This window comes from Flavobacterium sp. SLB02, from assembly GCF_009664855.1.
Taxonomy (GTDB): Bacteria; Bacteroidota; Bacteroidia; order Flavobacteriales; family Flavobacteriaceae; genus Flavobacterium.
In genome coordinates this window covers 2192380-2217882 of sequence record NZ_CP045928.1, presented here as the reverse complement: position 1 = coordinate 2217882, position 25503 = coordinate 2192380, and the positions used below count along the sequence as shown (strand labels likewise).

The window sequence follows — 25503 nt, the reverse complement described above, 5'->3', positions numbered from 1 at the left end:
TAACTTAAAATTATTTTTTTACTTGAACTTTTATAGGTGCCTCATTCTTTAATGACATTACGCCACTGGTAATTAAGGTATCTCCGGCTTTTAATCCTGATAAAATCAAAATTGAAGAATCGGTTCTGGTAGTAGCATCAACCATAACTTCTTTGGCTTTTCCCATATTGGCCACGTACACTTTTTTACCGCTCTGAACAGGCACAATCGCTTCTGAAGGTACCACTATCGCATCTTTGATGATGTTTAAAGGTAGTTTTACATCAGCAAAAGTTCCAGGAAAAAGTTTTCCATCGATATTATCTGCAATGGCGCGAATTTTTAAGGTACGTGTTGCTACTTCCACTTCCGGCTCAATCGCGTAAATCTTTGCCTTATATACTTTATCTGATCCTGAAACCGAAAAGTCGATTGTTGACCCTGATTTTACCTGCGAAGCGTATTTTTCAGGAATAGAAAATGTGATTTTTAATTTTCCTGTATTCACTAATTTGGCCACCAAAACCGTTGGCGTAATATAAGTTCCCGGTGATATAGAGCGTAAACCAATTTTACCTGAAAAAGGCGCTTTTACAGCTGTTTTTGCTATTTGCGCTCTTATTAATTGTGTTTGCGCTTTCATCGAAGCATAATCAGCGTTGGCAACATCAAATTCTTCCTGACTGATAGCCTCTTTCTGAAGCAGTAATTTTGCTCTTCTTTCGTTTTCACCAGCCAAGCCTTCTTTGGTTACAGCCTGTCTTAATTGTGCTTTAAGTTCGATATCATTTACCTTAAAAAGAACCTGACCTTTATTTACAAAACTACCTTCATTAAAATAAATTCCTTCAACAATTCCCGATACTTCACTGTGAATTTCTATTTGTTCATTTGCCTCAATTGACCCTGAAAGTGATAGGTTATTATCGAAAGTAGTAGTTTGCACCACAATTCCTGTTACTGTTGTAGGCTTGTCCTTGTCGCCAAAATTTTTAGATTCTTCGTTCTTCTTTTTGTTTGAAACTATTCTGTAGGTTATAAATCCTCCGATGCATATAATCAGCAAGGCGTAAATAAGGTTTTTTACTTTCATAAAATTGAGGTAAATGTTTTTTGGGTGTGTGTTTTTAGTAAGCCTACAAAATTAACTTTTTGAAACGAAAACGAAAGATGTTGGGTTTTATTTAACACTTGTATAATATTAATTTTAAATGTCTTTTAACAGCTATGTTCGCTGCTTTTTTGTAATTAGATATGATTTTTCGCAAATGGTTTAATGGGATTGAATTTATTTATAATTAAATTGTTTTTAGAGTTTATTAATCATCTTTTCAGGTACTAATACGCTTTATTTATATGTTTTTAGTTACGTATTTTTACTTAAAACAATCTTTTAAAAGTAATATTATTCTTTCTTTTTGTGAATTATTTGTGTTTTGTCTGATTTTTTTTGCAGTTTATCGATTTTATTCGTAACATTGATATGCTTAAACAAAATGATTTTTTTTTTGTACGAATAGTAATGTTTTTGGTGGTTAAGCGGTTAAATGTGTAGGTTTTTTATTTGTTTTTAAGTTGTAAATATTTCATATCAAAATAAATTATTTAACAGTTGTTTAAACAATTTTTATTTTAACCCCAAAAACTGCCTTTTATGCTAAGAAAATTACTTGTTGGCTTATGGATGTTATTATTATGCGCTGCCATTTCTGTTTTATTCTGGCAAAACGAATTCAAATACAGTTTACCTACACCAGTTCCTAAAAACTATCATGATATAGCCATGGGAAGTAAAATTGACCTTAAGTGCTGTACAACAGACACGAGGCCAATTTTTATTCACTTTTTCAATCCGGATTGTCCTTGTTCCCGCTTTAATATTCCTCACGTAAGCGGTCTTATCAAAAAGTACGGAAATCAGATTAATTTTAAAATTGTAGTTCTCAACAAACAAAAGGACTTTACAATAGAAGAGATTCAGAAGAAATTTGATGCCAATATTCCGGTTTATTTTGATGAAAGTATAGCAAAAGATTGTGGCGTGTTCTCAACGCCTCAGGCAGTCCTTTTAGATGGTTCAAGAAGTTTATATTACCGCGGAAACTACAACAAAACAAGATATTGTACCAATGCCGACAGTAATTATGCGCAAATGGCAATTGATTCTTTATTAAAACAAACCAAGTCCCCTTCGTTTGATGCTTTAGCTCTGAGAGCTTATGGATGCTCGCTACCAGAATGTACTAAATAAATCTATTTCTTAACCTAATCTATTTAATTTATGAAAACAAAAGCCAGTTTGAATGAACGCGATTATCTTCACAATTTTATGTCTACGATGACACAAAAATCAGATACGATTATCAACTATGTTCTTGCCATTTATTTCCTTTTGGGAATTGCCTTAGCCTTTAAATACGATACATTTGAAATTGGAGTGGGGGTAGGGACTTTGAATCTTTTATTGTACTATTCGGCCAAATTTTTTATCAAAAACTCTAATTTTTATCAGTACGTTTTAGCAGTTGTTCTGGCTATTTTCATGGCACAGTATATCTATCAGATGCACGGATTATTCGAGATGCATTTTACGGTTTTTATTGCGAGTACGATTTTGATTATCTATCAAAACTGGAAACTGCAAATACCACTTACGCTTTTGGTGGTCTTGCATCACGGGGCTTTGGCATACATGCAAAACTATGTTTACACAGATCCAAAAGGCTTACAGCTGTATTTTTCGCAAGTAAATTTTGATCTTGAAACCTTTATTATTCATGTCGTTTTAGCAGCAGTTGTTTTTTTTATGAACGGATATTGGGCGTATTATTTTAAGGAACACAGCCAAAACCATATTTCGAAAATTTCTGACGAATATGAATTGGAAAATATCAAATTAGCATCGGCAAAATACAGTTCGATGAGTGCTACTAAAGATTATAATGATTTTATTCACAGAACTACTCTTGATTTAAAATTGCCGGTCAATTCGGTTTTAAAACTTATTGATGTTTCAAAAGGACATACCGATAACGACAAACTTTTAAGTTATCTGGAAATGATGAGAGAAAGTGCTAAAAAAATTGATGATTTGGTGAATGACATTCATGTAAAATCGACTAACAGCAGAGGCCAAAGTTAATAGATGTATATAACTTAATTATAAAAATACTTTATAGGCCACAGTTTATACGCAAAATACAATTGCCTATTAATTTAAAATACAAAATTTATGGATAACAGAATTACTCGCCCGACTCCATCAGACAGAGAAGTTGATTGGAATAAAACTAAAGTATTATTAAGTAAAACAGATACAAAAGGAACTATTTTATATGCAAATGAAGCTTTTATAGATGTGTCAGGCTATGATGAGCACGAGCTTATCGGACAGCCTCATAATGTGATCCGTCATCCTGATATGCCAAAAGTAATTTTTAAGTTCTTGTGGGATAGTATTAAATCCAGCCAGAATATTCACGTTATTATCAAAAACATGTCAAAAACCGGAAGATACTATTGGGTAATTACCGATTTTAAAATTATTGCTGATGGCGACGGAGAAATTGCAGGTTATTTTGGAACCAGAAAATCCGTTCCTGAAGAAATCATTACCAAGTTTATAGAACCTTTATATAAAAAATTGCTTCATATTGAAGAAGTAAGCGGTCTTGGAGCTTCGGAAGATTATTTAATTGGTTTTCTGGAAGAACGCAAAAAGACTTATATGGAGTATGTTGACCATCTGGTAGCAACAGGAAAAGATGATAAAAATAAAATAAGTAAAGGCCTTTTTAGTGGTTTGTTCGAAAAAAAAGCGCCGCCTAAAAAATAAAGAATACAAAAAAACTATATGCTTCATTGTGTGTACTAAATTTCAATTTTAAAATTTGTCCCCCAACAAATCTAAATCACCTTATTGAATAAGAATTATTGAATTTTAGATGTAATGCGGTGAAGTATATTTTTTTCTGAGCTTCTGAGTTGCTAAGCTTCTAAGTTACTAAGTTTTTTCAAAAAAGCTTCAAAGTAGCAGAGCAACAAAGGAACAAAGATTTTTTTTCGCCTTATTACCTTATTTATTACCGATATGAAGAGGCTCCGGAAGAAGAGTCTTGAAAATTGGAATTTGGAATTTTACTTTTTTTTTTGGAATTTTAAAAAGAAACTTAGAATCTTAGCAACTCAGAACTTAGCACCTTAGCTAATATAATTCCAAATATTTTTCTTCTTCGTGAGTTCGATAAAAACCGCTTTTAGTACGGCGTGTTCCGGTTTTTGTAAGGGGCCGTCTTCTTTTAAGATTTTCATGGCGTAGTTTCTCGCCAGACCTAAAATGTCTCTGTCGCGCACAATATCAGCAATTTGAAGATTTAGAACACCACTTTGCTGTGTTCCCATTAAATCTCCCGGGCCTCGGAGTTTAAGATCTACTTCGGCAATTTCGAAACCATCATTGGTTTTTACCATGGTTTGCATTCGGGTTTTACTGTCATCACTTAACTTGTGGCTTGTCATCAGGATACAATAACTTTGTTCGGCACCACGACCTACACGGCCACGTAATTGGTGTAGCTGGGACAATCCAAAACGTTCTGCACTTTCGATAATCATTACACTCGCGTTGGGTACGTTTACACCAACCTCAATTACAGTTGTTGCCACCATAATATTGGTTTTGCCTTCAGAGAAACGTTTCATTTCAGCATCTTTATCAGCCGGTTTCATTTTTCCGTGTAAGATAGATATTGAATATTGAGGCAAAGGGAAATCACGTGATATACTTTCGTAGCCATCCATTAAATCCTTATAATCCATTTTTTCAGATTCCTGAATTAAGGGATAAACGATATAAATTTGTCTTCCCAGGGCAATTTCATCTCGCAGAAATTTCCATACTTTCAATCGGTTACTATCAAAACGATGTACGGTTTGAATGGGTTTTCTGCCGGGAGGCAATTCATCAATGACCGAAATATCGAGATCTCCGTAGAGACTCATCGCTAAAGTTCTCGGAATAGGAGTAGCAGTCATAACCAGAACGTGTGGCGGAATATCATTTTTCTTCCACAATTTTGATCTCTGTTCTACTCCAAAACGGTGTTGTTCATCAATAACAGCCAAACCTAAATTCTGGAATTTTACTTTATCTTCCAGCAAAGCATGAGTACCAATAATGATATGTAAACTTCCGTTTTCCAGTTCTTCGTGAATGATTCTTCGTGCCGCTATTTTAGTTGAGCCGGTTAATATTTTTATATTCAGGTTTAAGGTTTGAGCTAACTCAGATAACCCAATAAAATGCTGATTAGCGAGAATTTCTGTTGGCGCCATTAAACAAGCCTGAAAACCGTTATCGATTGCCAGAAGCATACTCAAAAAAGCAACAATGGTTTTTCCGGAACCTACATCTCCTTGTAATAATCGGTTCATTTGGGCATTGCTTCCCATGTCTGAACGGATTTCTTTTACCACTCTTTTCTGGGCGTTGGTAAGCTGAAAAGGCAAATGATTCTGGTAAAATTCATTAAAAAGTTCGCCCACTTTTGTAAACGGATGCCCTTTTATTTTGTGTTTTCTGATCAGGTTTTTAGTAATCAATTGCAATTGAATGAAGAACAATTCTTCAAATTTCAATCGAAATTGGGCTTTCGCCAAAGCGTCAGTGCTCTTCGGGAAATGTATGTTGAATAAAGCCGCTCTTTTCGAGATTAGTTTTAGTTCTTCTATTAAATAAGGAGGGAACGTTTCTGTAAACAGAGCTTGGGTCTCAAGAAACAACTGCTCCATCATTTTATTAATCGTTCGGTTTGAAATCCCTCTGTTCGTAAGTGTTTCAGTCGAAGGATAAACAGGCTGCATCGCTGACCTAAGGCTTTTTTCGTGCTCGCTTAACAATTCAATTTCCGGATGCGCCATACTAAACTGACTTCCATAAAGCGAACATTTCCCGAAAATCACACAAACTTCATTCAGTTTTAAACTCTCCCGAATCCATTTGTGTCCCTGAAACCAGTTCAGGTCTATTTGCCCCGTATCATCCACGAAAGTGGCTACTAAACGTTTTTTGTTTTTGGCAAATTCAACTGTTTTTATATTGATGATTTTACCAATAATCTGAACTTCGGCACCTGTATTCTGTAGCTCGTTGATCTTGTAATAACGTGTTCTGTCAATATATCTGTTCGGAAAAAAATTAACTAAATCCCTGTATTTATGAATACCCAATTCCTTACGAAGCAATTGACCACGACTGGGACCAACACCTTTTAAGTATTCGATTGGGGTTTCAAGGAGATTATTAGACATTAATTTATTTTAGAATTTAGGTTATAGAAAATAGAATATGGAAAATAGAATATGGAAAATAGAATATGGAAAATAGATTATAGAATGTAGAATATGGATCATAGTTAATAGATTTTAGTCTCTTTACTCTATTTCTCTTTACTCTATTCTCTTTGTCCTATTCTCTTAACTCTATTCTCTTTAGAAAAGCGAAGATAAATTTAAAATAGGAAATTTGAAAGCCTGAAATAATTGATTAGGTATTTTAACAAATAAAGATAATTATTAGATTTGTTAAATGTTTAAAATATAAGCTCCTATATGATTAACGAAGAAAAAGTTCCTTTTGAAACCTTAGAGTTTGCCGGCGTTACATTTAAAGTTATTAATCGACACGAAGCTCACAATATTATTGGAGATCTTACCGATTTTAATAATGAAAAAATCTATAATGTTTTTGAAGATACCTGGCGTTTTCCTGACTATGAAGAAAATCCAATTTTTCTGCTAGCAGAAGATGATGTACAAATGGATTCGTTTGAAATGGATTATAGTACAGAAGAACATCCTGATGTTTTTATACTAGGATTTATTTTTAAAGGAAATCTTTCGGTTACGAAACTTATAAGTTCTTTTGATACGGATAATTCACCTGCTTTAATTGTTTTAGGACAAACAACAAGCGTAAATATCACTTTGTTTGGAAGCGTGCATTATTTGGGTGACGGCGTAAAATGCGATGCACTTTTAGGAGAATACAATCATGGAGAACTTTTTGTAAAAGGCGATGTTACAGCCTGGTTAATTTACAGCGATGATATGCAAATGCATTTTGAACGTTTTACAGATGTTCAGGCCATAATTAATGTAAACCGACCAGATATATTAATCTGCAGTAATGTTGCGGATGAAAATGGAGCAGTGATGACAATTGAAAATTACTTTCCGTCGACTCATAAATTATCAGATATTGTACATGATTCTTTTATCGAAATTTCAGATTATGGAACAAAGATTTTAGGAAATAATTATCACGAAGATGCCTTTAAACAAGGACTTTCGATTCTGGATTACGAAAAAACGGAAAAGTATATGTATACTAATTTCCGTGATAAGTTTATCGAAATGATCAACGTTTTGTCTGGACTGGAATTTATAGGCAGAATCAGCAAAGAAAGTGAAGGAAACGAGTATTCGTTTATTCCGTTTGAATATGAAGGAAAGAAATACAGTCAGATTTCTGAAGATATTACAAATGGTTTCAATATTAGATTGCGCGCTTTATGGTGCCATGATAATGAAGAAATAACACTTTTACTGGAATATTTATATGAGGACGGAAATCCAAAATTCCAATGGGCTAACAACGAAACGGCTCCCGGAATTGAAATGTTTTGTGTAAAATGTGCTGTAATCAAAGTTTTTGAAGTACTCACGGCAGAAACTTCTGAGGAAGAAGATGACGATGATGATGAAACAGAATATGCAGAATATGACAACAGTTTTTCATTAGAAGATTTTTCAGTTCAGTTTGGCAGTTATGCTTTACCGGAAGATTTGTTAAAACTGTATAAATTCGAGCAGGAATTTGGCGCAGAAACCTATTCGGAATGTTTTGGCCTTACCATAACAAATGAAAAAACCGGGATAAAAACATGGTCTGAGAAAGAAGAATTTTATAATAGTTTTATTGAATTTGCAGGAGCAAATGGTTCAGGAAGTTCTTATGCATATTGGTTGATAGATAATGATTTAAACCATTGCCCGATAGTGGTTTTTGGTGATGAAGGCGGTATTCATGTTGTAGCCGAAAATACACGTGCATTGATTCATCTTTTGACTTTGGATACAGAAATTTCAGTTGATTTTGATTCTGCTTATTTTTATAAAGACGAGGAATATTATAAAGAAAATGAAAATAAAGACGAGTTTCAGCAATGGGTTAAAAAAGAATTTAATCTTGAACCAATAGAAACAAACGAAGAAACGGACGAGATTGTAAACCAGGCCAATGCAAGATATAAAAAGCGATTAAACGATTTTTTAACCAAGTTTGATATAGAAATTGGAGAAGATGAAAAGTAGTTGTCCATAATCATCAAATGAATTTTTATCTTTGAACAAAACTTAAACAATGACAACACATTTAGCACTTTTACGAGGAATCAACGTTTCCGGTCACAATATGATGAAAATGGAGGCTTTGAAAACTATGTTAGAAAATATTGGTTTTACGAATGTGAGAACGTATCTGCAATCCGGAAATGTTTTTGTAGATACAGACGAAGAAAGTGCTTCGAAAGTGGGTTTTATGATCAAACAGGAAATTTTTAAGGTCTTCGGACATGAAGTTCCTACCATAGTTATTGCCAAAGAAGATCTGGAATTGTGTTTTAAAAATAATCCTTATTTCAAAGAAAAAGATATAGATACCAAAAAACTATATGTTGCCTTTGTATCAACTACTCTGAAAAAAGAAAACATAAATGATTTAAAAATCAGTCAGTTTAAACCCGATGAAGCTAGCATCGACGGCAACAGAATTTTTATTAAATACGACATTGGTGCTGGAAAAACCAGATTAGAAGGAAAATATATCGAGAAAAAACTTAATGTTATAGTAACAATGCGAAACTGGAATACGGTTACGAATTTACTAGAATTATATAACGGTTAATGTGATAATTACTAATCTCTTAGCCATTTTTGCATTACAGGAAAAGCTTCTTTGCCTTCTTTGAGTGCACGATCATTACTTAAGGTAAGTCCAATCCATTCTAAAAACGGCAATCCAATATAATTTTTATCACTAAAATTCGAAATAAACCAATCCGAAGCGCCTTTATAACCATTAGGGTGAAATACAAAGTCAAGTGGTAATTGTAAATGATTTGCAGCTGCAAATGACCATAAAATCGCTGCTATTTCTTCGGCCTGGGTAGGCCATTTGGGCGACATTTCGCTTGTACCGGCCTTGTTTCTTTCAGCAGATGTGGTAACCGCTAAATGCCCTGCTTCGTGTAAAATATCACCTGGATATAATAATTGATCATAATCGATATAAATACAATTTGGTCCCAGGCTTAATCCTGGTAAAAAGCTTGTATCTAATTCTTTTTCAATTACATCAATTCCTATTTCATTAAGGAATTCCAGAATTTTTTTTATTTCTAAACTAATTTCTTTTACAGCCATAATATGTTTTAATGAAATTAATAATTGAATTGAAACTGAATTCTAAATGTAATAAAAGTAAATTATTTTTCGATAACTGTTACAGGCGCTCTTTTTAAAAAGATAGTATCACAATTGTGCACAGCACCTTTTCTTATTCCACCACCAAAAGGATTAAATAATTGTATCGATTTATTTTCGTAACCCTCTTTAATAATTGCTTCATTTACCATTAATAGCGGCGCTTCATAGCCAACAAAAGTAAACTCAGAATAACGTAATTCTTTTAATTGAAAATGACCTTTTGTGTCTGTGAGATTTTCTCCAACTTTGCAGTTTTCAATTGGTTTTCTGCTGATAGAATCATAAATATACCCCATAATCTGAGGTCTTTTGCAACGGCTTACCAGACAGCTCTGGCAAACGAGGGCAATAGTTATTAGAAATATAAGGGTACAAATCTTTTTAAAATAGAATATTTTCATTGTTGTTAAATTAGGTCACAATACCAAAATCCAAAATCAAAAGCATCGCTGGCACTTGTATCACAAGCAGTATCGGAAGAATCTTCGGTTTTAGGCTTTTCGTATTTTCGATACACGATTTCGCTAATTTCAAATTTTACAGGTTCTGAAAAAATCGGACCATCAAAAGTAAAGGTATGAAATTCACCGTTTTCACCGCAAACATCTACATTATCAGGCAAATCGTTAATGAATTCCTGATCGATAATTCGGCCAACAAAATTCTTGTCTAAATAACGTTCGTTTACGCAAACGACAATCGTTTTAAATCCTAACGAAATGAATTCCTGTATTAAATCCTGCGTCGGAATCTTCCAAAGCGGAAAAACACCTTCAAAACCTATTTTAGCCAATTGATCTTCGCGGTATTGGCGTAAATCTTCCAGGAAAATATCACCAAAAACAGAACGTGTTATTCCTTCGTTTTTTAATTCGGTTAAAGTTTTGGTCATCACACTTTCATAGACCTCCATTGTTGGCATTTCAGGAATCTGCATGATTTTAAGTGGCAATCCAATGCTTTTTGCCTGCGCTTCTAATAATTCGACACGAACGCCATGCATAGAAATTCGTTGAAATTGCTGATTGACGCTCGTAAGCAAATATTCGATTTTAAAATCAGGATTTTGTAATGTTTTATACAATGCCAGAGCAGAATCTTTTCCGCTGCTCCAGTTAAATAAGGCTTTTTTTGGTATTGACACGTAGTTGTAATTTTCTAAGGTAAACATACAAATTTCATTCGATTTGTTGGTGAAACCTTTGTAACTTTGGGATTTCGCCTTCAAATTTATTTCAATGAAATACATCTTCCTATTTATTACCAGTTTCGTTTTTGCACAACAAACCCAATTTGTCGATTTTAAATCGGTTTCAGGACAATTAAAATTAAACACAGCGGAAAAATCAGTTCACGGAATTGTCGATTATCGCTTTGAGGTTTTAAAGCCTATTGATACCATTAAAATCGATGCTAAAAACATGGATTTTTTTCATATTCAGATCGATAATAAAGATGTTGTTTATATTAATACCGGCAAAGAATTGCAAATTCTGAATAATTTTCAGAAGGGAGAAAACCGCTTAACTTTCGAATATTCGGTTAAACCAAAACAGGCTCTTTACTTTATTAATATTGATAATACAGAAACTCAAATCTGGACGCAAGGTCAGGGAAGATATACCAGTAATTGGTTTCCTAGTTTCGACGATGTAAACGAAAAAATTATTTTTAGTTTAGGAATTACCTACGAGAATGATTATCAGGTTGTTTCAAACGGAGTTTTAAAAGAAAAAAAATCAGAAGGAAATTCAACGCATTGGCAATACCAAATGCAAAATCCTATGAGTTCTTATTTATTAATGCTTGCCATTGGGAAATATGATAAAAAAGAATTCAAAGCAAAATCTAAAATTGCGCTGGAATATTATCTTGAAAATAAAGATACGAACCGTTTTGAACCAACATACCGATATTCAAAACGTATTTTTGATTTTTTAGAAAAAGAAATAGGAGTGAAGTATCCGTGGGAAATCTATAGAGAAATTCCTGTTCGCGATTTCCTGTATGCTGGTATGGAAAATACAACTACTACACTTTTCGCGACACGATATATTGTGGATTCGATAGGATTTACAGATCGAAATTATACAAATGTTGACGCTCATGAGTTGGCACATCATTGGTTTGGAGATTTAATTACGGCCGAAAGCAGTACACATCATTGGCTTCAGGAAGGTTTTGCAACGTATTATGCAGCATTGGCCGAAAGGGAAATTTATGGAGATGATTTTTTCTATTCGAAATTATACGAAACGGCACAACAAATAAAATTTGCTTCAAGAACAGATTCGGTTCCGGTTTTGAATGCCAAAGCAAGTTCGTTGACTTTTTATGAAAAAGGTGCCTGGGCATTGTTTGTCTTACATGAATCCATTGGTGATAAAGCATTCAAAAAAGCGATAAAAAATTATCTGAAAAAGTATGCTTATCAAACTGTAAATACACAAAATTTCTTTGATGAAATCAAAAAAGTATCCGATTTTGATTTGGATAAATTTCAGAAAACCTGGTTAGAATCGACAGTTTTTGATACACCCACAGCGAATGCTTTATTGAGTAAAAACAAAGCCATTCAAGTTAGATTGGAAGTTGATAAATTGAAGAAAACGCCATTACCGGAGAAAATAGAGTTTTTAAAAAAGATTTTAGAATCGAACGTTTACGAAACTGTAAAAGAAGCTATTGTAAACCAGACAGAACCTGAAAAGTACGAAGCAAAGAAAGAGCTTTTAATAATAGCTTTGCAAACCAACAATATACAAGTCCGACAAGCTGTGGCAGAATCATTGTCCAAAATCCCGGAAGATTTTAGAACAAATTACGAAACCTTATTAGACGATCAATCCTATCAGACACAGGAAATTGCATTGTTTTATTTGTGGAAAAATTTCCCGGATCATCGTACAGAATATCTAAATAAATCGAAAAACTGGATTGGTTTCAACGATTTTAATCTTCGAATATTATGGCTTTCATTAGCATTATCGACTCCGGATTACAGCAATAATCCGGATGCTTTAGCCAATGAGTTAATTTCATTTTCATCTACAAAATACGAAGCTACAACACGACAAAATGCACTTGAAAAACTGATTGCTTTTAAGATAATTAACGATCAGGTTTTGAGTAATTTAGTCAGCGCAACCACGCATCATATGTGGCAATTTTCAAAATACGGCAGAGATACAATACGGTTTTTATTAAAAAATTCAGAAATGCGTGCTTCGTTTGAGAGAATTTTGCCTAATTTGAACCCCGAAGAACAATTTCAATTGAATCGTTTATTAGTTGAAAAAAGTTAAAAGTTAAAAGTTATGAGTTATGAATTATGAGTTGGGAACTTTAAGTTAAGCGAATAAAAAAACACGAAATATTAAGATAATAGAATTCGAAGTGATGAGAATAGAAAAGATAAAAAATATTATAACTCATAACTTTTAACTCATAACCCATAACTAAAAAAATGAGAGCATTGGTTATTTCTGGTGGAGGAAGTAAAGGCGCGTTTGCCGGTGGTGTAGCGCAATATTTAATAGAAGAGAAAAATCACGAATATGATTTATTTATAGGAACTTCTACAGGTAGCTTACTTATTCCCCATTTGGCCCTGGGTCATATTAAACAAATTCACTCTATTTATACCAATGTTACCATGGCTAATATTTTCAATATTTGTCCTTTTGTGATTAAAACCAAAGGAGGAGTAGATATTGTTACCATAAATCACTTCAATGTTTTACGTCAGTTTTTTAAAGGAAAAAGAACGTTTGGAGAAAGTAAAGGATTGAAAAAATACATTAGAAATAATTTTTCTCTTTCGGATTTTAATAAGTTAAAGAAACAGAAAAACGATGTTATCATTACAGTCACCAATTTCACTAAAAACGAATCAGAATATAAATCGATAAAAGATTGCACTTACGAAGAGTTTTGTGATTGGTCTTGGATTTCAAGTAATTACGTTCCGTTTATGAGTTTGGTCGAGAAAGACAACTTCGAATATGGTGACGGAGGATTTTCAAGCCTGGTTCCGATTCGTGAAGCGATTAACCGCGGCGCTACTGAAATTGATGTTATTATTCTGGAAACCGAAGTCAATATGAATAAAACCGTTATTGGTAAAAATCCGTTTTCCTTAATGATCGATTTGTTCCGAATTGCTTTGGATCAGGTTGAAAAACACGATATTGCTATAGGAAAACTGATGGCAAACAATAAGAATGTAAAACTTAACTTATATTACACGCCCACAAAACTAACTGATAATGCTTTGATTTTTAATAAAGAAGTCATGAAAGAATGGTGGGAGCAGGGTTACGAATATGCTCAGAATAAGTCTGAGGTTATGAGTGATAATAGATGATTTTAGATTGATATTTAATAGTGTTAAAAAGTTGATGTATAATATAAATAATAAAAATGAGCAATTTTAGATATAGTATTTGTGAGCCGAAAAATCCAAAGGTTATTGAAAAAGGAAAGATTGATTCTTCAGAGATAATACAAATATTTGAAAATTTTCCGTGGAATTTACATTTGAAAGAAATGGAAAACGAACAAACTAATTACTATTCGCCTTCAATTGAATTTGAAAATTTAAACAACAAAAATGGTTTAGCAATTTCTGCTGTTGGTACTCCTAAGAAATATGAATTTTATGTTTTTTTTAAAAGACCAAAGTTGCAAAAAACGTGGTTTGGATTAAGTGAAAAAATGAATAAAGATTTTACATCTGAATTGCTTGATCTGACTAAAGAAAAAACAATCGAAATTGTAAAAGCTTTGATGGATAATAATCTAAATTACCTGGAGAGCAAATTTCAATAGTTTTTTATAAAGCTGATTTATTTATAATTGTAAATAGCTAGAAATTAATTTTTTATGATACTCTCTTTTGATCTGGATGACACATTGATTTCTAATAAGTTTGAATTAGAAAAAACAAATTTTCTTCAGCGTATTCTTGGTATTGAATGCTTGAGAAAAGGAACGATAGATTTATTTAAAGAGTTAAAAAAACAAAAACATCAAATTTATATTTATACCACTTCACACAGAAGCGAATCGAGGATAAAATGGATGTTTTATTCGTATGGTATTGCTGTTGATTATGTAATAGACCAACAGAAACATCAACAAAAACTCCGCAACACAAATATTTATAGCTCGAAGTTCCCTACAGTATTTAATATTGATATTCATGTAGATGATTCAATGGGAGTTGAAGCCGAAGGCAAAAAGTATGGATTCAAAACTATTATAATTTCTGAAACTGATAAAAATTGGACTCAGACAATTTTAAAAAAGATATAATGTTTTTTATCAAATTCAATGTTACTTTTAATTTAATCACATCTAAATGAGAGTTGTAAAATTATTTCTTTTCTTCTTTGTTACTTTAAACATATTCAGTCAGGAAAATCTATGCAGGACTTTTATTTGGGATAAATCTGAAGTATTTCAAAAGAATGAATTACTTAAATATAATAGTCATGATTTTTCTAATTTATGGAATACTGGAGACCGTGATGTTTATGGTGTGATTGGCGATAATTACCAGCGGATATTGATAAAGTTTATTTCGATTAAAAGAAATGAAAAAAATAAAGCAGAATATATCGTTCATGGTAAGTCAAACGTTAAATCAAATATTTGTGATTTTGTGGGCACAATAACCATCTTGAAAATACAAGAACTTAAAATACCAAAATTTGGCGTTGATGATGAATATAAAAATGCAGGAATAAAAAGTCAGGGATTATTAGTGGCTAATTATAAGTTTGTTGAAAATAAAAATCAAAAGAATACAGGGGAATTTCACGGACAGCTGCAAACCATATTTTATGTTGATAAAAACAATTTAATCACGTACAACGATATTGAAAGTTATAGGGATAATTATTTTAATAATGCGTTTGTTGGAATATGGAAATCTAATAATTCTGGAAAAGAAAAAATATGCAATTGGGGTCATTACAGGGTTCCCAGCGTAAATTACGATTTTGATATTGGAGCCGGAGAAATAAGTGTTTCTAATAAATACTTTAAAAACGGATGGGAAGTTAAACCGAAAGAAAACTGGTGGAAATAATAAGGATAAATGAAGTACTTGATTTTAGATTTTAGACTAAAAAAACATAATCTAAAATCTAAAACCAGAACTCTGCAATTATAATTTTACCACAACTCAGATACCTCATTTTTGATATATCCTAAAGCAGCATTACTTGGTGATTGTTTTTCTAATAAATCATTCAGGATTACTTCACGTAGTTTATCAGCACTGTCCACGCGATCACTCATAGCGGCTTTACGTATGATTTGTATGGTTGAGTTTTTGGCAGTAGTAATGATTGTCCAACACTCGTCTGACATATAAATTTGCTGTGTTAAATTATGTTCGAATTCCTGTTCGATCTGGTCAATTACATAATTTTCATAATCATGTTTGTCGTTCGAAATAGGAGTTATTCTGATTAGTAATTTAGTTAAATTGATACGTTCCAAAAATAAAGTCATGCGCTCGTAAGCTTGCAAACGTATTGGAAGAGATTGTTTTTGATATTCTCTGTTTAATAAAAAGTTACGTTTTTTATCGTTGTTTTTTATGTGTAATTCAAAAAAGCTGTAAGCCACAAATCCTGTAACAATGGCTGGTAAAGTATAACTGGCTAATTCTATAATTCGTGTATAATCCATTTGGTTCAATTTTTCAACAAAAATATACTTTTTGAGGAGAAATCCGATTTAATTTTATTGTAATAAACAAAATGGAAGTCTACTTTTGTAGACTTCTTTTTAAACCGCCTGAAACACAATATTAATGGATTTATATATCATATTTTTTCTTTGTCTGGCTGCTTTTGCAGCCGGATTTATTGATGCAATTGTTGGCGGCGGAGGATTAATTCAAACCCCAATGGGATTGATATTATTGCCTAATTTGCCTGTTTCGACTGTTATAGGAACTTTAAAAATTCCTGCTTTTAGCGGAACAGCTTTTGCCGCTTTTCAATACATGAAAAAAGTAGTGATTCAATGGCGATTGCTTTTGATTATGATGTGTTTAGCGGTTCCTTCAGCTTTTCTGGGATCTACAATATTAACAATGGTCAGTAATGATTTTATGAAACCTCTGTTGCTTGTGGTTTTATCGTTGCTGTTTGTATATACCTATGCGAAAAAGAATTTCGGACAACATGTAGCCAAAGATCATTCGGCTACAACGCAAATTATTTATGCCGTTGTAATTAGTATCATTGTTGGTTTCTACGATGGCTTTATTGGTCCGGGAACCGGAAGTTTTTTTGTGGTTGCCTTCATTGCTCTTTTAGGTTTTGATTTTTTACACGCTTCTGCAAATGCTAAAATGGTAAATCTGGCCACTAATTTTGGTTCGATTTGTTTGTTTATGATCAAAGGAAAAATCATTTGGTCGATTGCAATTCCAATGGCAATTAGCAACGGACTTGGCGGATGGCTTGGTGCTAAGCTGGCCATTAATAAAGGAAATGGTTTTATTAGGATTTTCTTTTTGATTGTGGTGGTTGGTACGTTGATTCGATTTGCTTACGATGTTTTTTATAAATAAAGATACTAAGTTTCTAAGATTCTGAGATTCTAAGCTAATTTTTAGGATATATTATTTTTAATTGTTTAAATTTTGAGATAATTAAATTCTAAAAAAAAAAACTTAGAATCTTAACGACTTTGTAACTTAGCAACTTTCTCGAAAAAGCCAATTGTTTCTAATTTAGCCCCGATAGAGGCGGTATCCTCGCAGTGAAACGGAGAGATATAGCCGAAAGCGGGAACTATATTTATTAAAAAAGCCTATTGTTCTGCTTCTAAAAAAGGATTAGAAACTTATAATCTTAGAAACTTAGTATCTTAAAAAAAGGTAGTAGCTTATTCAATCATTAATTCTTATTTTTGCATCATATGGAGAAGAATTTCATGCAAAAGTACATTGACCAGCTCAATGAGGCACAACGACAACCCGTTCTAAAAAAAGACGGGCCAATGATTATTATTGCTGGAGCGGGTTCTGGAAAAACCCGTGTTTTAACTATTAGAATTGCTTATTTGATGGCGCAGGGTATTGACGCTTTCAATATTTTGTCGCTTACGTTTACGAACAAAGCTGCTCGTGAAATGAAGCACAGGATTTCGGATATTGTGGGAGCATCTGAAGCAAAAAATCTTTGGATGGGAACTTTTCACTCGATCTTTGCCCGTATTCTTCGTGCGGAGTCGGATCATTTAGGTTATCCATCGAATTTTACCATTTATGATTCTCAGGATTCAGCGAGATTAATTTCTTCGATTATCAAAGAAATGCAGCTGGATCGTGATGTTTATAAACCAAAACAAATATTAGGACGTATATCTAATTATAAAAATAGTTTGATTACGGTAAAAGCCTATTTCAATAATCCTGAACTGGTAGAGGCTGATGCAATGGCCAAAAGACCTCGTTTGGGAGAAATTTATCAGCAATACGTAGAGCGTTGTTTTAAAGCAGGAGCGATGGATTTTGATGATTTGTTGTTGAAAACCAATGAGTTATTGACCCGTTTTCCGGAGGTTTTAGCCAAATATCAGAATCGTTTTCGTTACATATTGGTGGATGAGTACCAGGATACGAATCATTCTCAGTATTTGATTGTTAGGGCTTTATCAGATAAGTTTCAGAATATTTGTGTGGTTGGTGATGATGCGCAGAGTATTTATGCTTTCCGTGGGGCGAATATTAATAATATTTTGAATTTCCAGAAAGATTATGAAGGCGTAATAATGTTTCGTTTAGAGCAAAATTACCGTTCGACAAGAAATATTGTTGAAGCGGCGAATACTGTAATGGAACATAATAAAACGAAACTGGATAAGGTAGTTTGGACTGCGAATGATTTTGGCTCAAAAATTAAAATACATCGTAGTTTAACAGATGCTGAAGAAGGACGTTTTGTAGCAAGTACCATTTTTGAACAAAAAATGCAAAATCAATTGCATAATGGTGCATTTGCGATTTTGTATCGTACGAATGCTCAGTCGCGTGCAATGGAGGATGCTTTGCGTAAGAGAGATATTCCGTATCGTATTTATGGTGGATTGTCGTTCTACCAACGTAAGGAGATTAAAGATGTTTTGTGTTATTTGCGTTTGGTAATTAACCCAAAAGATGAAGAAGCGCTGGTTCGTGTAATTAATTATCCGGCTCGTGGAATTGGTGATACAACGGTTGAGAAGTTGACTATCGCCGCGAATCATTATAAGCGTTCGATTTGGGAAGTGATGGTGAATATTGATAAAATCGACTTGAAACTGAACACAGGAACAAAGAACAAAATCAATGATTTTGTGACAATGATACAGAGTTTTCAGGTTATTGATCAAAATCAGGATGCTTTTTATATTACTGATTATGTGACTAAGAAAACCGGTCTTGTTCAGGAATTAAAGAAAGATGCTACTCCTGAAGGAATGGCAAAGATTCAGAATATCGAAGAACTTTTAAACGGTTTAAAAGATTTTACAGAAGGACAAAAAGAAATTGATGGCGCAAGAGGAGCTTTGTCTGAATTTATGGAAGATGTAGCGCTTGCAACTGATTTAGATAAAGACACATCTGATGAAGATCGTGTGGCATTAATGACGATTCACTTAGCAAAAGGATTGGAATTTCCTCATGTTTTTGTGGTAGGAATGGAGGAAGATTTGTTTCCGAGTGCGATGAGTATGAGCACAAGAAGCGAACTAGAAGAAGAACGTCGATTATTTTACGTAGCTTTAACTCGTGCAGAGCATCATGCTTATTTAACATATGCACAATCGCGTTACCGTTGGGGGAAACTGACAGATAGCGAACCATCGCGTTTTATTGAAGAAATCGACGCACAATACTTGGAATATTTAACTCCGGCAGAAACGAATTACCGATATAAATCACCTATCGATGGGGATATTTTTGGAGATGTCGACAAATCTAAATTAAGACTGGCAAAACCAATTGGATCTACGCCACCAAAACATGTTACGAATAATCAGCCAAAGCCTGATTTGAATATTCGTAAATTAAAGCCCATGACAGGAACGAATCCTAATAGTGCTGCGCCGAATTTATTTGATAATAAGCTAACTATTGGAAATGTTGTAATGCACGAACGTTTCGGTAAAGGTGAAGTCGTGAATTTAGAAGGTGTTGGTGCTGATAAAAAAGCAGAAATAAAATTTGAAGTTGGAGGTATCAAGAAATTGTTGCTAAGATTTGCTAAATTAGATGTGGTAGGGTAGGAAAGAATATAGAAAAAGAGGATAGAAAATAGAATTTTAAAAGTCAATTTTTTATCACCGGATTTGATTTTCGACCTTCATAATTTTGATAATTTTCAAGAGAATAAGTATCTTTTTAGTTTAAGATAAATCTATTTTAAGTTGGAATGTTATTATTACTTAAAAAAAAATAAAAGGAGTAAAGAGTAGTCTTTATTCTATAATCTAACATCTTTATTCTAAAAAATGGCTGAGTTCATAAAAATATATCCAGATAAACCTAGTGAAGCCGCAATTGCCAAGGTGGTAAAAGTGCTTCAGAACGGAGGTTTAGTAATTTATCCAACTGATACCGTTTATGGTTTAGGTTGTGATATTACCAATTCGCGGGCTTTAGAAAAAATTGCCAAAATAAAAGGAGTTAAGCTTGAAAAAGCTAATTTCTCCTTCATCTGTCATGATTTGAGTAATCTTTCAGATTATGTTCGTCAGATTGATACGTCTACTTTTAAAATTTTAAAAAGAGCGTTGCCTGGTCCTTATACTTTTATTTTACCTGGAAACAATAATCTGCCTAAAGAATTTAAAAAGAAAACTACGGTAGGTATTCGTGTTCCTGATAATAATATTGCTTTAGAAATTGTTCGCCAATTAGGAAACCCTATTGTGTCGACTTCTATTCGTGATGAAGATGATGTAATCGAGTATACGACAGATCCGGAATTGATTTTTGAGAAATGGCAAAATCTTGTTGATCTTGTTATTGATGGAGGTTACGGTGATAATGTTGGTTCGACAATTATTGACTTATCAGAAGGCGAACCGGTTGTTGTTAGGGAAGGAAAAGGAGATATAGATATATTGTAAGAATAATTCAATACAATATCTTGGATATTAATAAAAGGTTTGGTTAATTAGCTAATAATTAATCAAACCTTTTATTTTTTATGAAAAACCTTTACCTTTTTTTATTCTTATTTTCTTCTGTTACTATATTTTCGCAAAATATCCTCAAAGGTAAAATTGTAGGTAAGGATAATATTCCCCTGCAAGGTGTAAATATTTATTTTGACGGAACTACATTTTCTACTGTTTCAGATGCAAACGGAGATTATTCCATAAGATACGAACCCAATGCTAATAGTGTATTGGTAGTAAGTTTTATGGGGTACGATAGAGAATATCTAAGTGGTTTAGATAGTACTAAACCATTAAATATTAAAATGACAGTTTCTAAAAATCAACTTAAAGAAGTTGTTATTAATACAAAGGAATTGTTTACCAGAGCTCAGAAATTAAAACTTTTTAGAGAATATTTTTTAGGTCAGACAAAAAATGCAAAATCAACCGTAATATATAATGAAGATGACATTCAATTTAAATATGATAAAAAAAAGTTGATGTTTACTGCCTTTTCAGATAAACCTTTGGTTATTATGAATAGCTCTTTAGGATATAAAATTAATTATGAATTAGTTGGTTTTGAAATTACATTTGATAAAGTAAGTATTAGTTCCAAAGATGTAATAAATAACTTTTATCAGGGAGTAAGTCGTTTTGAGGAAATTAACAATTCTCCAGAAATTTTAGAACGTCGGGAAAAAGCTTTTCAAGGTTCACAAGTTCAATTTTTCAGGACTTTAGCAAATAAAGATTGGGGATCAGATAAATTTTTATTATTTAATGACTCTAACAATCTTGATCCAAATGTACGTTTTAGAATTAATAAAGAAAATGATCTTGTAAAAGTTACCATTCTTCCACAACCAAAAGGAGAAGTTAAAAATGAAGAAAATATAAGCGATGTAGTAGCTTCTTATAAAGTTATGTTTAATAACAGTGAGTCATCAAAAATAGTTTTCCTTACAGATAATTTTTCTATATATAAGTATGGAAATAATTCAAATATTAATGATATACTTTTTTTGGGTAAAATTGCAGAAAAGAAAGTTGGTGATTTATTACCCTTAAATTATAGAATGTGATAAATTGTAGTATTCAAAAAGTGATAGATGTAAAGTATTTGTAAAAAAATACTTAAATGATATAAAAGTTGAAAAATAATAACTAACTTTAGATTAGTTAAAATTTAGTTAGTTTAAAGATAATGCTATTCTTAATTTATATTTAATTGGTTATTAAAAAAGTTAGGGATACATAAAAGCAGGTCAATTGACCTGCTTTTTCTGTTCAATAAAGTATGTGAAAAACTTAAATTATTTTTGTTGTTTTTTCATTTCTTTTTCAATCATATCATAGAATTGATCGATTTTTGGCATAACCACAATACGAGTTCTTCTGTTACGGGCTCTGTCATCCGGAGTATCATTAGCAACTAATGGTACATAAGAACTTCTACCAGCTGCGATTAATTTAGCAGGGTTCACACCAAGATCATTTGTTAATACACGTACAATAGATGTAGAACGTTTAACACTTAAATCCCAGTTGTCTAACAAAATTCCGTTGCTTTTGTAAGGAACATTATCTGTGTGACCTTCAACCATACATTCGAAATCTGGTTTGTCGTTTACTACTTTTGCAACTTTAGCCAAAACACCTTTAGCTTTGTCAGTTACATCATAGCTACCGCTTTTAAATAATAATTTGTCTGCGATAGAAATAAATACAACTCCTTTTTCTACGTTGATTTCGATATCCGGATCATTAATTCCAACAGCACCTTTTAAGCTAGTAACTAAAGCTAAAGTTACACTGTCTTTTTTAGTTAATGCATCCTGAAGTCTTGATATTTTTAAGTCTTTTTCTTTTAAACTTTCTAAAGATTTTTCAAGATTTTCAGCTCCTTTAGTTGTTAATACAGTTAAGTCTTTAGAAGTGCTTATTAAATCTTGATTATGTTGTTTATAGCTTTCTGCTGTAGCTGCTAACCCTGCTTTTTCCTCTAAACAAGCATTTAGTTTTACGGTGCAAGAGTTTAATAAATCTTGTGTCTCTTTGTTCTTAGCTTCTAAAGCTGCGTATTGCTTTTTCGATACACACGAAGTTAAGGCCATTAATACTGATAGTGCAATTACTATTTTTCTCATAGGTATTATATTTAATTAAACGTTGATTACAAATTTAGTTTTTAATATTTTGATTACTGTTAAAGATTTCTTTAAATACGGTCAGTTTCTTTATGTAATACAAGAAAACGATACTTTTTACAGTATAGTATTGCTGTATCTGAAAATCTTTTCGCTCACGCAGATATTTTAAAGATATGCAATAAAATGAAAAATGCGCCTTCAAAATTGCAAAAGTATGCCCGAATTTTCCCTGTGTAAGAAAACGCATACCAGCGATGCCATCTAAAATCATTCTGAAGAAAATGACAAAAAACAAACTTTTTTTAGGCAGGTTTTTCACAAGCATTAACAATGAATTTCTAAAATTCAAATACGTTTTTTTAGGATTTCCCTGTTGTAAAGTTGCTCCTCCAACATGATAAACAACTGATTTTGAATTGTACTTAATGATGTGTCCTTCGTTTGCCGCACGCCAGCACAAATCAATTTCTTCCTGATGCGCAAAAAAGCTTTCATCAAAACCTCCTAATTCGTGATAAACTTCGCTTCTGATAAAAAAACAAGCTCCTGAAGCCCAGAATAATTCACAATTATCATCGTATTGGCCATTGTCTTTTTCTAAAGTATCAAAAATACGTCCACGGCAAAACGGGAAACCATATTTATCAATAAATCCACCGGCAGCACCAGCATATTCAAAATATTCCTTGTTTTTAAAATCAAGAATTTTAGGCTGAATTATAGCGGTTTGTTTTTCTTTATTGAAAGTTTCAATAATTGGGTTTAGCCAATTTTCAGTTACTTCGATATCTGAATTTACTAAAGCATAAATTTCAGCATCTATATGTTGTAAAGCATCATTGTAACCTTTTGCAAAGCCATGATTACCAATGTTTACAACTATTTTTATGGTAGGAAAATTTTGTTTGATAAAATTGATAGAATCATCTGTCGAAGCATTATCAGCGACATATATTTGGGTTCCTTCCGAAAATTGAACAACAGAGGGTAAAAACTGCTCTAACAATTTTACGCCGTTCCAATTTAAAATGACAACTGCAATTTTATCCAAAAGTAATTCTATTTATTTTTAATATTATTTTTATTCATTATAATCTGGCAAACTTCTTAAAAACTGATATTTTTCGTTTTCAAAATCCATTTGGCAGTAAAAATGATTTAGACCGTTTGTAACATTCAAAAACCGTGCCTTCATTGTCATATTGTAACGGGCAATCTGATCAAAAGTTGCCTGAGATATCTTTACGCTGGGCGCTTTACATTCTACTAATATATGTATAGAACCATCCGGATTAAAGACCACAATATCGTATCTTTTTCTTAATCCGTTGACTGTTAAAACTTTCTCGACATTGATTAGAGATTTAGGGTATTTTTTCTCATCAATTAAATAGTGAACCACATGCTGACGCACCCATTCTTCTGGGGTAAGAATGATAAATTTTTTCCTGATTTCATCGAAAATAGACACTTTATTTTCGCTATTTTTGAATCGGAAAGTATAAGAAGGAAAATTTAATTGCTGCATAGCGCAAATATAATTTGAAAATTAGTCAATTTGAAAATTAGATAATTGTTTTTTTTTAAAATTAAAACTGCCTACTGGTACTGAACACTGAAAACTAAAATAAATGGACGAAGTTGTAAAAATTGTTAATGATATTAAAGCCGGAAATATAAAACCTATTTATTTTTTAATGGGTGAGGAGCCTTATTATATTGATAAATTATCGGAATATATTGAGCAGAACATACTTTTAGAAGAAGAGAAAGGATTCAATCAAACGGTATTATATGGTAGAGATGTTACGGTAGAAGATATTGTTTCAACGGCCAAGCGCTATCCTATGATGTCTGATCGTCAGGTTGTTATTGTAAAAGAAGCCCAGGATTTGTCAAGAACAATTGATAAAATAGAGTCGTACGTAAATAATCCGATGGAAACTACGGTTCTGGTATTTTGTTACAAATACAAAACACTTGATAAACGTAAAAAAGTAACCAAATTATTAGCGCAAAACGGAATCGTTTACGAAAGTAAAAAACTGTATGAAAACCAGGTTGGTGACTGGATAAAACGCGTACTTGCTGGGAAAAAATACACGATAGACCCAAAAGCCAATGCTATGTTGGTAGAGTTTTTGGGTACAGATTTAAGTAAAATCAATAATGAATTAGAAAAATTACAGATTATTTTACCGCAAGGAACTGTAATTACGCCTCAGCATATCGAGGAAAATATTGGTTTTAGTAAAGATTATAATGTTTTCGAACTTCGGAAAGCAATTGGTGAACGCAATCAATTGAAAGCATATAAAATTGCGGAGAACTTTGCGCATAATCCTAAAGAATATCCATTAGTAATGACAACCGGATTAGTTTTTGGGTTTTTCGTTCAGCTTTTAAAATATCATGGGCTTAAAGACAAAAATCCTAAAAATGTAGCTTCAGCAATTGGCGTTAATCCTTATTTCCTAAAAGAATATGATTTAGCGATCAAGAATTACCCAATGCGAAAAGTAAGTCAGATTGTAGGAGCACTGCGTGATGTTGATGTTAAAAGTAAAGGGGTTGGAGCTAATGCATTACCTCAGGCAGATTTATTAAAAGAAATGCTGTACAAAATATTTAATTAAGCCGTGAAAATTCA

General features: G+C 32.6%; 24 protein-coding genes. 15 read left to right on the top strand and 9 right to left on the bottom strand.

Annotated elements, in window-relative coordinates; genetic code table 11:
• Positions 1-10: 10 nt before the first annotated feature.
• On the bottom strand, positions 11-1072 hold the full coding sequence (locus tag GIY83_RS08630) for an efflux RND transporter periplasmic adaptor subunit (protein WP_208686297.1): 1062 nt from the start codon (positions 1070-1072) through the stop codon (positions 11-13).
• Positions 1073-1633: 561 nt separating this feature from the next.
• Here GIY83_RS08630 and GIY83_RS08625 point away from each other — a divergent pair.
• The 3 genes from GIY83_RS08625 (at position 1634) to GIY83_RS08615 (ending at position 3814) form a co-directional block, all read left to right on the top strand.
• Positions 1634-2230: a thioredoxin fold domain-containing protein gene (locus GIY83_RS08625; RefSeq protein WP_208686295.1), complete on the top strand. Its 597-nt coding sequence runs from the start codon at positions 1634-1636 to the stop codon at positions 2228-2230.
• Positions 2231-2260: 30 nt separating this feature from the next.
• Entirely contained in the window at positions 2261-3121 is an 861-nt protein-coding gene (locus GIY83_RS08620) for a hypothetical protein (protein ID WP_208686293.1), read from the top strand.
• Positions 3122-3211: 90 nt separating this feature from the next.
• On the top strand, positions 3212-3814 hold the full coding sequence (locus tag GIY83_RS08615) for a PAS domain-containing protein (RefSeq protein ID WP_194614691.1): 603 nt from the start codon (positions 3212-3214) through the stop codon (positions 3812-3814).
• A 365-nt stretch (positions 3815-4179) separates the two neighbouring features.
• On the opposite strand, the gene recG is transcribed toward GIY83_RS08615, so the two are convergent.
• Entirely contained in the window at positions 4180-6288 is a 2109-nt protein-coding gene (gene recG / locus GIY83_RS08610) for an ATP-dependent DNA helicase RecG (RefSeq protein WP_208686291.1), read from the bottom strand.
• A 300-nt stretch (positions 6289-6588) separates the two neighbouring features.
• Here recG and GIY83_RS08605 point away from each other — a divergent pair, with 300 nt between their 5' ends.
• Together GIY83_RS08605 and GIY83_RS08600 are read left to right on the top strand one after the other, a co-directional pair.
• A complete protein-coding gene (locus GIY83_RS08605) occupies positions 6589-8352 on the top strand; it encodes a hypothetical protein (protein WP_229029248.1) in 1764 nt (587 codons plus the stop codon).
• A 49-nt stretch (positions 8353-8401) separates the two neighbouring features.
• A complete protein-coding gene (locus GIY83_RS08600; protein WP_194614689.1) occupies positions 8402-8944 on the top strand; it encodes a DUF1697 domain-containing protein in 543 nt (180 codons plus the stop codon).
• Between the two features lie 11 nt (positions 8945-8955).
• Here GIY83_RS08600 and GIY83_RS08595 read toward each other — a convergent pair whose 3' ends face one another.
• From GIY83_RS08595 to GIY83_RS08585, 3 genes are all read right to left on the bottom strand, one after another.
• Positions 8956-9462 carry a hypothetical protein gene (locus tag GIY83_RS08595; protein WP_194614688.1) on the bottom strand — a complete coding sequence of 169 codons (507 nt, stop codon included), beginning with the start codon at positions 9460-9462 and terminating at the stop codon, positions 8956-8958.
• Positions 9463-9524: 62 nt separating this feature from the next.
• On the bottom strand, positions 9525-9926 hold the full coding sequence (locus GIY83_RS08590) for a hypothetical protein (RefSeq protein ID WP_208686289.1): 402 nt from the start codon (positions 9924-9926) through the stop codon (positions 9525-9527).
• A gap of 5 nt (positions 9927-9931) precedes the next feature.
• On the bottom strand, positions 9932-10696 hold the full coding sequence (locus GIY83_RS08585) for a diphthine--ammonia ligase (protein WP_208686287.1): 765 nt from the start codon (positions 10694-10696) through the stop codon (positions 9932-9934).
• A 67-nt stretch (positions 10697-10763) separates the two neighbouring features.
• Between GIY83_RS08585 and GIY83_RS08580 the strand changes: the two genes are divergently transcribed.
• The 5 genes from GIY83_RS08580 (at position 10764) to GIY83_RS08560 (ending at position 15619) form a co-directional block, all read left to right on the top strand.
• On the top strand, positions 10764-12830 hold the full coding sequence (locus tag GIY83_RS08580; RefSeq protein ID WP_208686284.1) for a M1 family metallopeptidase: 2067 nt from the start codon (positions 10764-10766) through the stop codon (positions 12828-12830).
• 161 nt (positions 12831-12991) lie between these two features.
• A complete protein-coding gene (locus tag GIY83_RS08575) occupies positions 12992-13891 on the top strand; it encodes a patatin family protein (RefSeq protein WP_194614684.1) in 900 nt (299 codons plus the stop codon).
• Between the two features lie 56 nt (positions 13892-13947).
• Positions 13948-14355, top strand: coding sequence for a hypothetical protein (locus GIY83_RS08570; protein WP_194614683.1), 408 nt, complete (start codon positions 13948-13950; stop codon positions 14353-14355).
• Between the two features lie 54 nt (positions 14356-14409).
• The gene (locus GIY83_RS08565; RefSeq protein WP_208686282.1) at positions 14410-14841 is read left to right on the top strand and encodes a hypothetical protein; all 432 of its coding nucleotides are present in this window, start codon (positions 14410-14412) and stop codon (positions 14839-14841) included.
• Positions 14842-14887: 46 nt separating this feature from the next.
• A complete protein-coding gene (locus GIY83_RS08560) occupies positions 14888-15619 on the top strand; it encodes a hypothetical protein (protein ID WP_208686280.1) in 732 nt (243 codons plus the stop codon).
• An 86-nt stretch (positions 15620-15705) separates the two neighbouring features.
• On the opposite strand, the gene GIY83_RS08555 is transcribed toward GIY83_RS08560, so the two are convergent.
• Positions 15706-16227 carry a hypothetical protein gene (locus GIY83_RS08555; protein ID WP_173973031.1) on the bottom strand — a complete coding sequence of 174 codons (522 nt, stop codon included), beginning with the start codon at positions 16225-16227 and terminating at the stop codon, positions 15706-15708.
• A 124-nt stretch (positions 16228-16351) separates the two neighbouring features.
• Here GIY83_RS08555 and GIY83_RS08550 point away from each other — a divergent pair, with 124 nt between their 5' ends.
• The 4 genes from GIY83_RS08550 to GIY83_RS08535 all read left to right on the top strand — a co-directional run bounded on the left by GIY83_RS08550 (position 16352) and on the right by GIY83_RS08535 (position 21785).
• Positions 16352-17119: a TSUP family transporter gene (locus GIY83_RS08550; protein WP_208686277.1), complete on the top strand. Its 768-nt coding sequence runs from the start codon at positions 16352-16354 to the stop codon at positions 17117-17119.
• 365 nt (positions 17120-17484) lie between these two features.
• Complete coding sequence (locus GIY83_RS08545; RefSeq protein WP_208687138.1) at positions 17485-19821, top strand: ATP-dependent helicase; 2337 nt, start codon at positions 17485-17487, stop codon at positions 19819-19821.
• Between the two features lie 225 nt (positions 19822-20046).
• Entirely contained in the window at positions 20047-20667 is a 621-nt protein-coding gene (locus tag GIY83_RS08540; protein WP_194614678.1) for an L-threonylcarbamoyladenylate synthase, read from the top strand.
• Positions 20668-20747: 80 nt separating this feature from the next.
• Complete coding sequence (locus GIY83_RS08535; RefSeq protein ID WP_208686275.1) at positions 20748-21785, top strand: carboxypeptidase-like regulatory domain-containing protein; 1038 nt, start codon at positions 20748-20750, stop codon at positions 21783-21785.
• A 231-nt stretch (positions 21786-22016) separates the two neighbouring features.
• On the opposite strand, the gene GIY83_RS08530 is transcribed toward GIY83_RS08535, so the two are convergent.
• Genes GIY83_RS08530 through GIY83_RS08520 form a run of 3 tightly spaced genes read right to left on the bottom strand, consistent with a single transcriptional unit; the run spans position 22017 to position 24381 of the window.
• Positions 22017-22850 (bottom strand): OmpA family protein, encoded by an 834-nt coding sequence (locus tag GIY83_RS08530; RefSeq protein WP_194614676.1) that lies wholly within the window; start codon positions 22848-22850, stop codon positions 22017-22019.
• 34 nt (positions 22851-22884) lie between these two features.
• Positions 22885-23904 (bottom strand): glycosyltransferase family 2 protein, encoded by a 1020-nt coding sequence (locus GIY83_RS08525; RefSeq protein ID WP_194614675.1) that lies wholly within the window; start codon positions 23902-23904, stop codon positions 22885-22887.
• A 30-nt stretch (positions 23905-23934) separates the two neighbouring features.
• Positions 23935-24381: a type I restriction enzyme HsdR N-terminal domain-containing protein gene (locus GIY83_RS08520; protein ID WP_194614674.1), complete on the bottom strand. Its 447-nt coding sequence runs from the start codon at positions 24379-24381 to the stop codon at positions 23935-23937.
• A 103-nt stretch (positions 24382-24484) separates the two neighbouring features.
• Here GIY83_RS08520 and holA point away from each other — a divergent pair, with 103 nt between their 5' ends.
• Complete coding sequence (gene holA / locus GIY83_RS08515) at positions 24485-25489, top strand: DNA polymerase III subunit delta (RefSeq protein ID WP_194614673.1); 1005 nt, start codon at positions 24485-24487, stop codon at positions 25487-25489.
• The last annotated feature ends 14 nt before the right edge of the window (positions 25490-25503 follow it).

Excerpts from the sequence above, each read along its gene's own strand:
- GIY83_RS08585 (WP_208686287.1), bottom strand. The coding sequence starts at position 10,696 with ATGTTTACCTTAGAAAATTACAACTACGTGTCAATACCAAAAAAAGCC.
- GIY83_RS08555 (WP_173973031.1), bottom strand. The coding sequence starts at position 16,227 with ATGGATTATACACGAATTATAGAATTAGCCAGTTATACTTTACCAGCC.
- GIY83_RS08540 (WP_194614678.1), top strand. The coding sequence starts at position 20,047 with ATGGCTGAGTTCATAAAAATATATCCAGATAAACCTAGTGAAGCCGCA.
- GIY83_RS08520 (WP_194614674.1), bottom strand. The coding sequence starts at position 24,381 with ATGCAGCAATTAAATTTTCCTTCTTATACTTTCCGATTCAAAAATAGC.
- GIY83_RS08550 (WP_208686277.1), top strand. The coding sequence starts at position 16,352 with ATGGATTTATATATCATATTTTTTCTTTGTCTGGCTGCTTTTGCAGCC.
- GIY83_RS08620 (WP_208686293.1), top strand. The coding sequence starts at position 2,261 with ATGAAAACAAAAGCCAGTTTGAATGAACGCGATTATCTTCACAATTTT.
- GIY83_RS08570 (WP_194614683.1), top strand. The coding sequence starts at position 13,948 with ATGAGCAATTTTAGATATAGTATTTGTGAGCCGAAAAATCCAAAGGTT.
- GIY83_RS08630 (WP_208686297.1), bottom strand. The coding sequence starts at position 1,072 with ATGAAAGTAAAAAACCTTATTTACGCCTTGCTGATTATATGCATCGGA.
- GIY83_RS08545 (WP_208687138.1), top strand. The coding sequence starts at position 17,485 with ATGCAAAAGTACATTGACCAGCTCAATGAGGCACAACGACAACCCGTT.
- recG (WP_208686291.1), bottom strand. The coding sequence starts at position 6,288 with ATGTCTAATAATCTCCTTGAAACCCCAATCGAATACTTAAAAGGTGTT.
- GIY83_RS08565 (WP_208686282.1), top strand. The coding sequence starts at position 14,410 with ATGATACTCTCTTTTGATCTGGATGACACATTGATTTCTAATAAGTTT.
- GIY83_RS08625 (WP_208686295.1), top strand. The coding sequence starts at position 1,634 with ATGCTAAGAAAATTACTTGTTGGCTTATGGATGTTATTATTATGCGCT.
- GIY83_RS08535 (WP_208686275.1), top strand. The coding sequence starts at position 20,748 with ATGAAAAACCTTTACCTTTTTTTATTCTTATTTTCTTCTGTTACTATA.
- GIY83_RS08595 (WP_194614688.1), bottom strand. The coding sequence starts at position 9,462 with ATGGCTGTAAAAGAAATTAGTTTAGAAATAAAAAAAATTCTGGAATTC.
- GIY83_RS08575 (WP_194614684.1), top strand. The coding sequence starts at position 12,992 with ATGAGAGCATTGGTTATTTCTGGTGGAGGAAGTAAAGGCGCGTTTGCC.
- GIY83_RS08615 (WP_194614691.1), top strand. The coding sequence starts at position 3,212 with ATGGATAACAGAATTACTCGCCCGACTCCATCAGACAGAGAAGTTGAT.
- GIY83_RS08590 (WP_208686289.1), bottom strand. The coding sequence starts at position 9,926 with ATGAAAATATTCTATTTTAAAAAGATTTGTACCCTTATATTTCTAATA.
- GIY83_RS08560 (WP_208686280.1), top strand. The coding sequence starts at position 14,888 with ATGAGAGTTGTAAAATTATTTCTTTTCTTCTTTGTTACTTTAAACATA.
- GIY83_RS08605 (WP_229029248.1), top strand. The coding sequence starts at position 6,589 with ATGATTAACGAAGAAAAAGTTCCTTTTGAAACCTTAGAGTTTGCCGGC.
- GIY83_RS08600 (WP_194614689.1), top strand. The coding sequence starts at position 8,402 with ATGACAACACATTTAGCACTTTTACGAGGAATCAACGTTTCCGGTCAC.
- GIY83_RS08530 (WP_194614676.1), bottom strand. The coding sequence starts at position 22,850 with ATGAGAAAAATAGTAATTGCACTATCAGTATTAATGGCCTTAACTTCG.
- holA (WP_194614673.1), top strand. The coding sequence starts at position 24,485 with ATGGACGAAGTTGTAAAAATTGTTAATGATATTAAAGCCGGAAATATA.
- GIY83_RS08580 (WP_208686284.1), top strand. The coding sequence starts at position 10,764 with ATGAAATACATCTTCCTATTTATTACCAGTTTCGTTTTTGCACAACAA.